This is a genomic window from Kitasatospora sp. NPDC001664 (genome assembly GCF_053596675.1).
The window spans coordinates 159,075-171,696 of sequence record NZ_JBSFGS010000011.1 but is presented as its reverse complement, the minus strand read 5'-3'; the positions used below and the strand labels follow the sequence as shown (position 1 = coordinate 171,696).

The window sequence follows — 12,622 nt, the reverse complement described above, 5'->3', positions numbered from 1 at the left end:
GAGTCTGTGAACATCCCCCGTCTGGTCGTGGCCGCCCCCTCGTCGGGGGCGGGCAAGACCACCGTCGCCACCGGCCTGATCGCCGCGCTCGCCGCGCGCGGGCTCGCCGTCTCCCCGCACAAGGTCGGCCCCGACTACATCGACCCCGGCTACCACGCCCTGGCCGCCGGGCGGCCCGGGCGCAACCTGGACGCCTTCATGTGCGGGCCGGAGCGGATCGCCCCGCTCTTCCTGCACGGCGCCGCCGGGGCCGACGTGGCCGTCGTCGAGGGCGTCATGGGCCTGCACGACGGCGCCGCCGGGCGCGGGGAGCTGGCCTCCACCGCGCACGTGGCCAAGCTGCTGCGGGCACCCGTGGTGCTGGTGGTCGACGCCTCCTCGCAGTCCCGCTCGGTGGCCGCGCTGGTGCACGGCTTCGCCTCCTGGGACCCGGAGGTCCGGCTGGCCGGGGTGATCCTCAACCGGGTCGCCTCCGACCGGCACGAGCAGCTGCTGCGCGAGGCGCTGGAGGAGGGCGGCGGCGTGCCGGTGCTCGGCTCCGTCCGGCGCTCGGCCTCGGTCGCCACCCCGTCGCGGCACCTCGGCCTGATCCCGGCCGTGGAGCGCTCGGAGGCGGCCCTGACGGCCGTCCGGGACATGGGTGAACTCATCGCCGCCTCGGTGGACCTGGACGCCGTGCTGGAGCTGGCGCGGACGGCCCCCGAGCTGACGGAGGCACCGTGGTCCGCCGAGGACGAGGTCGAGGTGGTGCCGGGGCGCCCGCGGATCGCCCTGGCGGGCGGGGCCGCGTTCTCCTTCTCGTACGCCGAGAACGCGGAGCTGCTGGCGGCGGCCGGGGCCGAGGTGGTCCCCTTCGACCCGCTGCGGGACTCCGAACTCCCGGCGGGCACGGCCGGGTTGGTGATCGGGGGCGGCTTCCCGGAGATGTACGTCGGGGAGCTCAGCGCCAACGAGGGGCTGCGGAAGGCGATAGCGGAGCTGGCCGCCTCGGGGGCGCCGGTGGCTGCGGAGTGCGCCGGACTGCTGTACCTGGGGCGGGAGTTGGACGGCGTCGCGATGTGCGGGGCGGTGGACACCACCTCCCGGATGACGCAGCGTCTAACCCTCGGCTACCGGGAGGCGGTGGCGTTGACGGACAGCGTGCTGGCCCCTGCCGGGACCCGGCTGCGGGGGCACGAGTTCCACCGGACGGTCTGCGAACCGGGCGCCGGGCCCGCCCCGGCCTGGGGTTGGCGCAGCCCGACCGGACCGCAGACCGAGGGCTTCGTCGAGGGCTCGGTCCACGCGTCGTACCTGCACCTGCACTGGGCGGGGGCACCGGAGTTGGCCGTCCGCTTCGTCCGCGCCGCGGCGGCCGCCCGGCAGGGGGTTTAGGGGCGCGAGGAACTGCGCGAGACGGGAGGCGGCGACCCGTGTGCCGGGTACGGACGCTCACGTGCAAGTGCATCTCCGTACCCGGCACACGGGTCTGTGCCTTCCGCTTCGCGCAGTTCCTCGCGCCCCCGAAGCATCACGTTCTCCCGAAGGGGCGCTACCGGAGCGGGAGTTCGTAGATCAGCTCCAGGCCGTCCTCCTCGTCCCACTGTTCGCCGACGTGGGTGAAGCCGAAGGCGGCGACGGTGGCGAGGGAGGCCTCGTTGTCGGGGCTGATGGTGGCGCGGACGACGGTCACCTCCGGTTCGGCCTCCGCCTGCCGGATCAGGGCGGCGAGGATGGCCTTGGCGTAGCCGCGGCGGCGGTGGGCGGGGTCGACCCCGTAGCCGACCTCGACCATGCCGCGCTCGTCCGGCGGGCCGTGGAAGCCGGCGGCGCCGATCGGCACCTCGCCGGAGAGCGCGGCCCGGGTGACCCAGTCGGCGCTGGTGGGGTCGTCGGCGATCTGGTGGTAGCGGCGGCGCCAGGTGCCGCGCATCTTCTCGTCCGCGGCGTAGTCGGCCAACGGCAGGCCCAACTCGGCGACGGCGGCGGTGAGGTCACCCTCCATCAGGAGGCCCATCACGGGGCGGGGCACCTGCACCAGGCTGACCTGGAGCGGGGCGTCGGGGGCGGAGGTCCACGGGGCTGATCGTTCTGTCACGCACGGATGCTCGCCCACCGGACGGGGGCTGTCCACCGGTTATCGGCCGGACAGCCCCCTGCCGGGGAGTGCGTCAGTAGGGCTTCACCAGGACGTGGGCGGCGCCGGGGATGCCGATCTTGAGGAGCTCGTCCTCCTCGGGGGTGGTGGGGGTGCCGGTCTCCTGCTTGAGGACGGCGCGGGAGAGCGACTGCACGAACATCGCGCGCGGGCGGCGGCGGGCCTCCCAGGCGGCCAGGGCGGCGGGCACGGACTCGGCGGCGTCCAGCTCCTGGGCGAGCACCAGGGCGTCCTCGACGGCCATCGCGGCGCCCTGGGCGAGGTGCGGGGTGGAGGCGTGCGCGGCGTCGCCGGCCAGCACCACCCGGCCGACGTGCCAGGGCTCGTCGACGGTGACCTGGGAGATCCGGGAGTAGACCACGGCGGCCGGGTCGGTGACGTGGCCGAGCGCCTCGGCGACCGGGCCGGAGAAGCCGGCCAGGCGCTCGGCGAGCTGCTCGTGGGCCCGCTCCGGGTCCGGGCGGAAGTCCTCGGTCTCGGCGAACACGGCGCCCAGGTACATGAGGTCGTCGGTGATCGGGGTGAGCAGGGCCTTGGCGGCCTGGTTCCCGGTGCTCATCACCACGCCCTGCACCTCGGGCTGCCGGGGCACGGTGACCCGCCAGTTGGCGAAGCCGGTGTACTCGGGGCGGTAGCGCTCGCCGTACAGGCGGGTGCGCAGCGGGGAGCCGATCCCGTCGAAGCCGACCACCAGGTCGTAGCGGCCGGCGGTGCCGTCGGAGAGGGTGACCTCCACGCCCTCGCCGTCGTCGGCGAGTTCGGCGACGGTGGTGGAGAAGCGCACCGTGGCGCCGGCCTCCGCGGCGGCCCGGCCGAGCAGCCCGGCCAGGGCGGGGCGGGGTATGCCGTTGTTGGCGGGGGCGTCGTCCATCCGGGGCTGCGGGATCTTGGCCAGGGTGGCGCCGGCCGGGTCGCAGATGGTCAGCACCTCCCACTCGAAGCCGGCCTTCAGGCAGTCGTCCAGGACGCCGAGTTCGCGCATCACGTGCAGCGCGTTGGAGGGCTGGATGATGCCGACGCCGAGCGCGTCGAGCTCATCGCGCACCTCGGCGACCTCGACGGTGTGGCCGCGTCGGGCGAGGGCGACGGCGAGGCTCAGGCCGCCGATGCCGCCGCCGTGGACGAGGACGCGCAGGGGTTGTGCCATGGGGTGTCTCCGTTGGTTCGGGGGAGGTTCGCGGGGGACGGGGTCAGGCGACGGGGAGGGCCATCAGGTGGTCGACCAGGGCGAGCAGCACGTCCCGGCCGAAGGGCCGTTCGCGGATGTCGCCGACCAGCATCGGGACGTGCGGGTCGAGGTCGAGCGCGGCCCGGATCTCGTCCGGGGTGCGGGTGTTGACGCCGTGGAAGCAGTTGATCGCCACCACGAACGGGATGCCGCGGCTCTCGAAGAAGTCGATCGAGGCGAAGCTGGTCTCCAGCCGGCGGGTATCGGCGATGACCACCCCGCCGAGCGCGCCGTTGACCAGGTCGTTCCACATGAACCAGAACCGTTCCTGGCCCGGGGTGCCGAACAGGTAGACCACCAGCTCGGGGCTGACGGTGATCCGGCCGAAGTCCAGGGCGACGGTGGTGGTCTCCTTCTGGCCGACCCCGGCCAGGTCGTCCACGCCGACGCTGGCGGTGGTGAGGTACTCCTCGGTGCGCAGCGGGGCGACCTCGCTGACGGCCCCGACCATGGTGGTCTTGCCGACGCCGAAGCCGCCGGCGATCAGGATCTTGACGGCGTTGGCGCCCGCCTGAGTGGTCGTCATCTCAAAGCCTCCTCAGGCCCTCGCGTACGGCGGCCAGCAGACTCCGGTCGGCCCCGCCGGCGGCCCGGGCCACCGAGATCGGGGCGCGGGCGGTCAGCAGCCCCTGCTCGACCAGGTCGCCGAGCAGGATCTTGGTCACCGAGACCGGCAGGTCCAGGTCGGCGGCGACCTCGGCCACCGCGGCGGGGCGGCGGCAGCGGTCCAGGATCATCCGGTGCTCCGGCTGGAGCCGGCCGGGCCGGGCCGGCGCGCCGTAGGCGTCGACCGGCGCCGGCACGCTGGTGAGCAGGGTGATCAGGGTGAGGTCGTCCCGCTCGGACACGGTGCGGCCGGAGGTGATGGTGTACGGCCGGACCATGCTGTCCGCACCGTCGTCGCCCTCCTCCTCGTCCCAGTAGGAGGTCACCCGCGCTGCCCGCTCCGGGCGGCGAACGCGTCGAACTCGCCGCGCTGCGCGGCGCCGAGCTTCTGGCCCACCTGCTGCACCAGGTTGTGCATGGCCAGCGACATCACCTCGGCGTCGACGTCCTGGGAGGCGACCACGGCCAGGTGGGTGCCCTGCCCGGCGGCGATGACGAACAGCCAGAGCTCGGCCAGCTCGACGATCACCTGGTGCACCGGCCCGCCGTTGAACAGCTGGCCGACGCCGCGGGCCAGGCTCTGCTGGCCGGTGGCGACGGCGGCCAGCCGCTCGGCGTCGGAGCGGTCGATGGTGCGGGAGTGGCTGACCACCAGGCCGTCGTCGGACAGCAGGACGGCGTGCCTCGTCCCGGCCACCTGGTCCACCAGGCCGTCCAGCAGCCAGTCGAGGTCCTGGTGGGTGGCGGTTGTACGCGTCGTCATGTCCGGTCTTCTCTCGTCGGGATGGTGGTGTGGTGGTTTCCGGTGTCACCGGAGCGGGCCTCCCGGGACCGCCGCTGGAACGCACCGATGGCTGCTCCGGCCCGTCGGGGGGCCGGTCGGAACAGCGGGTTCTCGTCCCAACGGGGCGGCACGGGGGCGGGCTGCGGACCGTCGAGGTCGATCCGCAGCTCGTCCACCAGGCTGGCCTGGCGGACCCGGCGGGGCAGCGGCGGTTCGCCGCCCGGAAGGTCGGACACCGGCTCCGGGCGGTACGGCTCCGGCTGGTGGGGCTCGGGCCGGACGTGCTCGGGGTCGGTGCGGTGCGGCTCCGCCGCGTACGGCCCGGTCCCGTACGACTCCGCCCCGTACGGCTCGGCCTGCCACTGCGGCTCGGGGCGGTGGGGCTCCGGCTGGAACGGCGCGGGCTCGTAGGGCTGCGGCTGGTGGGCCTGCGGCTGGAACGGGTCCGGCTGGAACGGCTCCGGCTGAAACGGCTCCGCGCGGAACGGCTCCGGGGCGGCGAACCCCGCGGGCAGCGCGGGGAGGTCGTGACGGACCGTCACCTGCTCCCCGAGCGGTGCCGCCGGCGGCCCGCCGAGCTGCGGGAGCGGCTCGACGGTGGCGTACCGGTCGGCGCTGCCGATGGCGGTGACGCCGGCCAGCGCCTGGCCGCGCGAGCGGGTGGGCAGGCCGCCGTCCTGCTGCGGGGCGACGGCGAGCGGGCGGACCGTCGGGTCCGGGACGATCAGCTCCTCCGGGACGAGCACCACGACCCGGGTGCCGCCGAAGGCGGACTGGCGGAACTCGATCCGCAGGCCGTGCTGCGCCGCCAGGCGGGCCACCACGTAGAAGCCGAGCCGGATGTCGTCGCCGCGGGCCAGCACGTCGGTGCGGGGCGGACGGGTCATCAGGCGGTTGGCCTCGTCGATCTGGTCCTCGTCCATGCCGAGGCCGCGGTCCTCGACCTCGATCGCCACGCCCCGGCTGACCCGGCCGGCCCGGAGCTCGACCGGGTTCGGCGGGCGGGAGAAGCTGAGCGCGTTCTCGATCAGCTCGGCGAGCACGTGGGCCACCGGACCGACGGCGCGCTCGGAGAGCCAGGGGCTGCCGTCCAGGTCGATGACGACCCGGCGGTAGTCCTGCACCTCGCCCTGGGCGGCGCGCATCACGTCCAGCAGCGGGACCGGCTTGCGCCAGCGGCGGTGCGGGGTGCCGCCGGCCAGGATCACCAGGTTCTCCTCGTAGCGGCGCAGGCGCGCGGTGAGGTGGTCGAGGTCGAAGAGGCCCTCCAGGATCTCCGGGTCCTCGTGCCGGCGCTCCAACTCGTCCAGCTTCTTCAGCTGCTGACCGATCAGCAGCTGGGTGCGGCGGGCGATCCGCTGGAGCAGCCGCTCGAAGCCGCGGTGCTGGTCGGCCTGGGCGACGGCGGCCTGGATCGCACTGGCGCGGGCCAGGTTGAAGGCCTCGGCCAGCTTGGCCAGCTCGTCCTCGGTACGGGCCCAGGGATCGGGCTCGATCGCCCGGGCCTGCTCCTCGGCGTCGATCTGCTCACCGTTGCCGAGGCGTTCGACCACGGCGGGCAGGGTGTTCTCCAGCTCCTCGGCCTGCTCCTGGAGCCGGCCGATCCGGCGGCGCAGGGTGCGGGTGAGCCGCCAGCTGGTGATCGCGACCGCGACCACCGCGATCAGGCCGACCACGGTGGTCAGCAGCAGCCGCAGCGCGAGGGACATGATGCTGCCCTTGCCCTCCTCGACCACCAGCCCGGTGCGGTGCTCCAGCAGCGCGACCAGCTGCGGGGTGATGGCGTCGACCGACTGGCGCCAGACGTCCCGGTCGACGGTCAGCGCGATCCGGCCGTCGCGGCCGGGGGCGGCCTGCTTGAGCAGCTCCTGCTCGGCCCGGGTCTTGGCCTGCCAGGACTGGCCGGTGGCGATCTGCTGCCACATCGCGGTCTCTTCGGCCGGGAGGTAGGGCGCGACCTGGGTGTTGAACTGGAAGGTCTGCTCGGCGATCGCCTGCCGCAGCAGGAGGTGGTCGTCGGGGGCGAGCGAGCCGCTCGGCCAGCCGCGGGCCAGCAGCGCGTCCGAGCGGGAGATCATCTCCTTGGCCCAGAACAGGTTCACCAGCGGCTGGGAGATGGTGGTGATCCGGCCGTTGTCGACGTGGCTGAGCGCGGAGAACAGCTTGAGGTCCACCGCGATCAGGTCGGTGTAGTAGCCGTAGACGGCGGCCTGCTGCTGCTCGCTGCCGCTGTTCACCAGGGCCCGCTGGGCGGGCAGCTGGTTGATCGCCTGCCGGGCCTGCCGGACCGCCTCGCGGACCTCCTCGGGCGCGTCGTCGGCCGACACTCCCGAGAGCTTCTGGAAGTCGGCGATGGCCTGGTCGGTCTTGACCCGCTGCGCCCGCAGCGCGTCGTTGACCCCGCTGTGCGTGGCCAGGACGTCGGCGCTCAGGCGCCGCTCCTCCTGGAGGTTGTAGTACACGATGTTGGACGGCTGACCGGCCTCCTGCGCGAGCAGGCCCTGGGCCGCCTGGCGCTGGAAGTCGAAGAGGAGCTGTCCGCTGGTGACCGCCCAGAGGGCGGCCAGCGCCAGCCCGGGGACAATGGCCAGCACGAGCAGGGTCGCGCGGAGCGACAGTCGGCCCGTGACGATCCGGCTGGAAGCGCGCGTGCGCAGGGCTAGCTCCTTCGGACGTGGCACCAGTCGTTCACAACTGGTCGAATCTGATAGGACTCTGACGGATGGATATTAGTCGTACCGCATATCGACGGGTGAAACCCCCATGGCGGTCTCGTGAACGACAGACCGTCACACCCCCTCTGAACTGCCGTTCCACACAACTGAACTGATGCAGCGACCAGGGCCGACAGGTCCAGACCTCACGACCACCCCGCACCCTCCGGAGACGTGATGAGCCGTCAGCACACCTACACCCTCGCCGTGACCTGGACCGGGAACACCGGCGCCGGCACCGCGAACTACCGCGCCTACGAGCGCTCCCACGAAGTCGCGGCCGAGGGCCTGCCGACCATCATCGGCAGCTCCGACCCCCTCTTCCGGGGCGACCCCTCCCGCTGGAACCCGGAGCAGCTGCTGCTCGCCGCGCTCTCCCAGTGCCACCTGCTCTCCTACCTGCACCTCTGCGCGGTGAACAAGGTGGTGGTCACCGCCTACGTGGACGAGCCGGTCGGCACCATGGTCGAGGGGGCCGGGGACGGGCGCTTCACCGAGGCGGAGCTGCGGCCCCGGGTGGTGGTGACCGAGCCCGGCATGGTGGAGAAGGCGATCGCCCTGCACGCCGACGCCAACCGGGCCTGCTTCATCGCCAACTCGGTCAACTTCCCGGTGCACCACCGGCCCGAGGTGACGGTCGCCACGGCCGACTGAGCGGCATTGACCGCCTCTGGCCAGGCGTGATGGGATTCCGGCGGTCCATCGGTCGTCAGGAGTCCGGAGAAGCCCCCCGTGCAGCAGCCCTCCCTGGTCATCGGCGTCGGCGGCGGCAGCGGAGTGCCGGGAGCCGAGGTGCTGGCCCTGATCGACGCCACCCTGGCCGGCCTCGGCCGCGACCGCCGCGACGTGGCCCGGCTGGCCACCGTCAGCGCCAAGACCGCCGAGGCCGGGCTGCTCGCCGCGGCCGCCGCCCTCGCCGTCCCGCTCACCGGCTACCCCGCCGAGCAGCTCGCCGCCGTCCCGGTCCCGCACCCCTCCGGGACGGCCGCGGCGGCGGTCGGCACCCCGAGCGTGGCCGAAGCCGCCGCCCTGCTCGCCGCCGGCACCGGCTCCCGCCTGCTCGCCCCCAAGCACCGCTCCGCCCGCGCCACCGTCGCCATCGCGACGCCGGGCCCGGCCAGGGCCGCCGAGGGGAACGGGCACGGAAGCACCGCGACGGGGACCGGACCTGACACGGCGGAGCCCGGCACGGCCCTCCCGGGAGGGCCCGGCGGGGAGCCGGATCTGCGGCATCACGGGGACGCGGAGGTGCGGGCGGCCGGGCTGGTGGACCTGGCGGTGAACGTGCGGACCGGGACGCCGCCGCAGTGGCTGCGGGAGCGGCTGGCCGCGACGCTGGGCGACCTGGCGGCGTACCCCGAGGGGAGCCGGGCCAGGGCCGCCGTCGCGGGGCGGCACGGGCGGCCGGTGGAGGAGGTGCTGCTGACCTCGGGGGCGGCGGAGGCGTTCGTGCTGCTGGCCCGGGTGCTGGCGCCCCGTCACGCCGTGGTGGTGCACCCGCAGTTCACCGAGCCGGAGGCGGCACTGCGCGACGCCGGGCACCGCGTCGGCCGGGTGCTGCTCTCCCCCGCCGACGGCTTCCGCCTCACCCCCGGCGCCGTCCCCGAGGAGGCCGACCTGGTGGTGGTCGGCAACCCGACCAATCCCACCTCGGTCCTGCACCCCGCCGCCACCCTCGCCGCCCTAGCCCGCCCCGGCCGGACCCTGGTGGTGGACGAGGCCTTCGTCGACACCGTCCCCGGCGAGCGCGAGAGCCTGGCCGGCCTGCGCGGCCTGCCCGGTGAGGTGGTGGTGCTGCGCAGTCTGACCAAGACCTGGGGCCTGGCCGGACTGCGGATCGGCTACGTGCTGGGCCCCGCCGGGCTGATCGCCCGCCTCGCCGCCGCCCAGCCGCTCTGGCCGGTCTCCACCCCCGCGCTGGCCGCCGCCGAGGCGTGCAGCACCCCCGCCGCGCTGGCCGAGGCGGAGGCCGCCGCCCACACCATCGCGGCCCAACGCGCCCATCTGCTGGCCCGGTTGGCGGAGTTCCCGGCCGTCACCGTGCACGGGGAGCCGGCCGCCTCCTTCCTCCTCGTCCACGTCCCCGGCGCCGCCGCGCTGCGCGAGCGCCTGCGCGGGGCCGGCTACGCGCTCCGCCGCGGCGACACCTTCCCGGGCCTGGGCCCGGACTGGCTGCGGATCGCGGTCCGGGACGAGGCCACCACGGACGCCTTCGTCGCGGTGCTCCAGGAGCTGCTGCCCTGACGGGTGGTCAGTGCCCGCCCTTGGGTTCGAGGCAGCCGCCCTCCATGTGGACGCCGTGCACCTCGGCGTTCACGGTCGGCCCGAAACGGACCGTCACGCACGGCCCGACGCCCGGGACGAAGAGGGCCAGCAGCCCCGGGGCGTGGTCCAGCTGGACCTGGACGATCTCGCGCGGGTAGCCGAGGTTCTCCACCGTGGCCCGCACCGAGGCCTCCCCCGCCGCCATCCCGTCGCGCGGAAGCGCCGCCACCAGGCGGGCGGCGTGCGCCTCGCCCCGGCAGCGGGCCGTGGCGGAGAGCCCGAGGGTGGTCTTGAAGGCGTGGTTCTCCGCGTACTTGGGGTTCTCCGGCGCGGGGCCGCCGCCGGTGGCCGCAGAGGGCGTCGCGGTGGCGTCGGTGACGGCGGCACAGCGCTGCGCCACCTCCGGGAAGCGGGCGTCGTGCGCGGCCGGCGCCTCGGCCGCCCGCTGCGCGGCGGAGGCCTGGACCGGGGGCACCATCGCGCCGGGGCCGGACGGTGCCGGACGGCTGCCGCAGGCGGCCGTGGTCAGGAGCAGGCCGGCGACAGCGGGCAGCAGGAGGCGTCTCACGGCGGGGCTCCGGTTCACGAGGGGTGCGGCACGGTCGTGCCGATCATGCCGCACCCGTCCGACGAGGGTCGTGAGTACCCCTGCTCAGCTCAGGTCCGGCGCACGATCCCCAGCGCCGTGGCCTCGGCCAGCCAGCGCGGGTACTCCTCCAGCAGGGCGTCGTAGAGCGCGTCCTCCTGCCAGGAGCGCGGGTCGTCGCCGGCCGCGAAGAAGTCGGCGTTGTCCACCTTGCGGCCGTCCAGGTCGTCCAACCCGGCCAGGAAGCCGAGCTGTTCGCGGCGGCCGAAGCCGACGAACTTCCAGAACAGCGGCTGCTTGGACGCCGACTTCAGGGCCCGCCGGGTGGCACCGCCGTCCGAGGGGTCGCCGTCGGTCTGGAAGACCACCAGCGCCGGGGTCCCGGGGGCGCGGCGCTCGTGCAGCTTGGTGACGGCCTTGATGGCCGGGGCGTAGTTGGTGCCGCCCATGAAGACGCCCTCGCGGACCTCGTTGATCCGGCCCTGGTGGGTGGCGAGTTCGAGCTCGGTGGTCTTGGCGATGGTGTGGGAGAAGAGCACCAGCGGGACGGTGCCGTCGTCGTCGAGGTTGGCCGCCAGGCCGAGCACCTGCTCGGCGAAGACCTGGACGTCGCCGCGGTCGTAGAAGCGCCCCATGCTGCCCGAGTAGTCCAGCACCAGGTAGACGGCCGCCCGCTGTCCGGCGAGCCCGAGCCGCTGCAGGGAGGCCCCGGCGCTCTGGTACTTCGTCAGCAGCGCGGGGGCGACGGCGGCGACCTTCTCCAGGCTGATCGCGGGGGCGGCGAGGGCGGGAGTGTGAGCGACGGAAGGAGCGGGGGCGACCGCAGGAGCGGGGGTGGGGGCGACGGCGGGTTCGGGAGCGGCCGGTGCGGGTTCGTCCTCGACGCTCACGCCGTAGTCGGTGGCCAGCGCGGCCAGCCCGCCCGCGTAGCCCTGGCCGACGGCGCGGGCCTTCCAGAGCGTGCCGCGCCGGTAGAGCTCGGCCAGTACCAGGATCGTCTCGCCGTCCTCCATCCCCGGCGGGACGAACTCCAGCTCCGCCGCCGTGCCGTCGCCGATCCGCACCGAGGGCGTGGTCTCCGGCCGGAAGGTGGTGCCGGGCAGCTCCACGTCCACGCTGGCGACCACCACCACGGCGGCCACCTCCGTGGGGAGCTCGGTCAGCCGGGCGGTGATCCGCGCCCCGTCCAGGCGCACGCCGTCGCGGTGCGGGTTGTTGAAGAAGACCAGGTCCTGGTCGGTCCTGACCTTGCCCCGCTCGTCGACCAGCAGCGCCGATACGTCCACCGCCACCCCGCCGGAGGTGACCGTGACGGTCACCTCCGGTCCGGTGAGCGGGGCGTTGGCGCCCTTGGCGAGGCTTCTGGTGTCCGGCATCTGGGTCCCCCGTGTCGTTCCTGCGGAGGTCACAGGGTCACGGCCGGGCGGACGGCCCGTCAAGGGAGGTGGCGGGCCCGGGGCTTCAGGGGGCGATCGGGAGACGGCGCTTGTGGTCGGTCAGCCGGTAGCGGTTGACGATCTTCTCGTAGGAGGCCGCGTCGACCGGCTTGCCCTCCAGGAAGTCGTCGATCTCGTCGTAGGTGACGCCGAGCGCGTCCTCGTCGGCCTTGCCCGGGTCGAGGTTCTCCAGGTCGGCGGTCGGCACCTTCCAGACCAGCTCGGCCGGGGCGCCGAGGGCGTCCGCGACGGCGCGCACCCGGCGCTTGGTCAGGCCGGTCAGCGGCACCAGGTCGGCGGCGCCGTCACCGAACTTGGTGAAGAAGCCGGAGACCGCCTCGGCCGCGTGGTCGGTCCCGACCACCAGGCCGTCGTGGGCACCGGCCACCGCGTACTGGGCGATCATGCGCTGGCGGGCCTTGACGTTGCCGAGCAGGAAGTCCTGGTGGTGGGCGTCCCGGAAGGCGGTGCCGCCGGCCAGCACGGCGGCCAGCATGGCGTCGCTGGCGGGCTTCACGTCCACGGTCAGCACGTGGTCGGCCTCGATGAAGGAGAGCGCCAGCTGCGCGTCCTTCTCGTCCGCCTGCACCCCGTAGGGCAGCCGCATCGCGTAGAACTCCGCCTGGTGCCCCGCCGCCCGGGCCCGCTCGACGGCCAGCTGGCAGAGCCGGCCGGCGGTGGTCGAGTCCACCCCGCCGCTGATCCCCAGCACCAGCGACCGCAGCCCGGTGGAGGTCAGCCGCTCGGCCAGGAAGGCCACCCGCCGCTCGATCTCCGCCTCGGCCTCGAACGCCTCCGCGACCTCGAGCTCCCGGGCGATCTCCCGCTGGAGGGCACTGCCGGCCGGCTCACTCACGTCTGCTCCC

12 protein-coding genes are annotated in these 12,622 nt (G+C 74.4%); 3 read left to right on the top strand and 9 right to left on the bottom strand.

What is annotated here, in order from left to right; genetic code table 11:
• Positions 1-6: 6 nt before the first annotated feature.
• A complete protein-coding gene (locus tag ACWCYY_RS17565) occupies positions 7-1,374 on the top strand; it encodes a cobyrinate a,c-diamide synthase (RefSeq protein WP_449796529.1) in 1,368 nt (455 codons plus the stop codon).
• 157 nt (positions 1,375-1,531) lie between these two features.
• On the opposite strand, the gene ACWCYY_RS17560 is transcribed toward ACWCYY_RS17565, so the two are convergent.
• The 6 genes from ACWCYY_RS17560 to ACWCYY_RS17535 all read right to left on the bottom strand — a co-directional run bounded on the left by ACWCYY_RS17560 (position 1,532) and on the right by ACWCYY_RS17535 (position 7,436).
• On the bottom strand, positions 1,532-2,077 hold the full coding sequence (locus ACWCYY_RS17560; RefSeq protein ID WP_380149050.1) for a GNAT family N-acetyltransferase: 546 nt from the start codon (positions 2,075-2,077) through the stop codon (positions 1,532-1,534).
• 73 nt (positions 2,078-2,150) lie between these two features.
• The gene (locus tag ACWCYY_RS17555) at positions 2,151-3,284 is read right to left on the bottom strand and encodes an FAD-dependent monooxygenase (protein WP_449796528.1); all 1,134 of its coding nucleotides are present in this window, start codon (positions 3,282-3,284) and stop codon (positions 2,151-2,153) included.
• Between the two features lie 43 nt (positions 3,285-3,327).
• Entirely contained in the window at positions 3,328-3,891 is a 564-nt protein-coding gene (locus ACWCYY_RS17550) for a GTP-binding protein (protein ID WP_380149047.1), read from the bottom strand.
• A 1-nt stretch (position 3,892) separates the two neighbouring features.
• Positions 3,893-4,249, bottom strand: a complete 357-nt coding sequence (locus ACWCYY_RS17545; RefSeq protein ID WP_380149104.1) for a DUF742 domain-containing protein — start codon at positions 4,247-4,249, stop codon at positions 3,893-3,895.
• 44 nt (positions 4,250-4,293) lie between these two features.
• Positions 4,294-4,734 carry a roadblock/LC7 domain-containing protein gene (locus ACWCYY_RS17540; protein ID WP_380149045.1) on the bottom strand — a complete coding sequence of 147 codons (441 nt, stop codon included), beginning with the start codon at positions 4,732-4,734 and terminating at the stop codon, positions 4,294-4,296.
• Positions 4,731-7,436 carry a nitrate- and nitrite sensing domain-containing protein gene (locus ACWCYY_RS17535; RefSeq protein ID WP_449796527.1) on the bottom strand — a complete coding sequence of 902 codons (2,706 nt, stop codon included), beginning with the start codon at positions 7,434-7,436 and terminating at the stop codon, positions 4,731-4,733. Before ACWCYY_RS17535 ends, ACWCYY_RS17540 begins: the two co-directional genes overlap by 4 nt.
• 210 nt (positions 7,437-7,646) lie before the next feature.
• On the opposite strand from ACWCYY_RS17535, the gene ACWCYY_RS17530 reads away from it, so the two are divergent.
• Complete coding sequence (locus tag ACWCYY_RS17530) at positions 7,647-8,123, top strand: OsmC family protein (protein ID WP_345281235.1); 477 nt, start codon at positions 7,647-7,649, stop codon at positions 8,121-8,123.
• Positions 8,124-8,201: 78 nt separating this feature from the next.
• A complete protein-coding gene (gene cobC, locus ACWCYY_RS17525) occupies positions 8,202-9,713 on the top strand; it encodes an Rv2231c family pyridoxal phosphate-dependent protein CobC (RefSeq protein ID WP_449796526.1) in 1,512 nt (503 codons plus the stop codon).
• 7 nt (positions 9,714-9,720) lie between these two features.
• Here cobC and ACWCYY_RS17520 read toward each other — a convergent pair whose 3' ends face one another.
• The 3 genes from ACWCYY_RS17520 to nadE form a co-directional block, all read right to left on the bottom strand.
• Entirely contained in the window at positions 9,721-10,302 is a 582-nt protein-coding gene (locus ACWCYY_RS17520) for a hypothetical protein (RefSeq protein ID WP_449796525.1), read from the bottom strand.
• Between the two features lie 89 nt (positions 10,303-10,391).
• On the bottom strand, positions 10,392-11,696 hold the full coding sequence (locus ACWCYY_RS17515; protein ID WP_449796524.1) for a VWA domain-containing protein: 1,305 nt from the start codon (positions 11,694-11,696) through the stop codon (positions 10,392-10,394).
• 85 nt (positions 11,697-11,781) lie between these two features.
• Positions 11,782-12,612 (bottom strand): ammonia-dependent NAD(+) synthetase, encoded by an 831-nt coding sequence (nadE, locus tag ACWCYY_RS17510; RefSeq protein WP_449796523.1) that lies wholly within the window; start codon positions 12,610-12,612, stop codon positions 11,782-11,784.
• Positions 12,613-12,622: the final 10 nt, after the last annotated feature.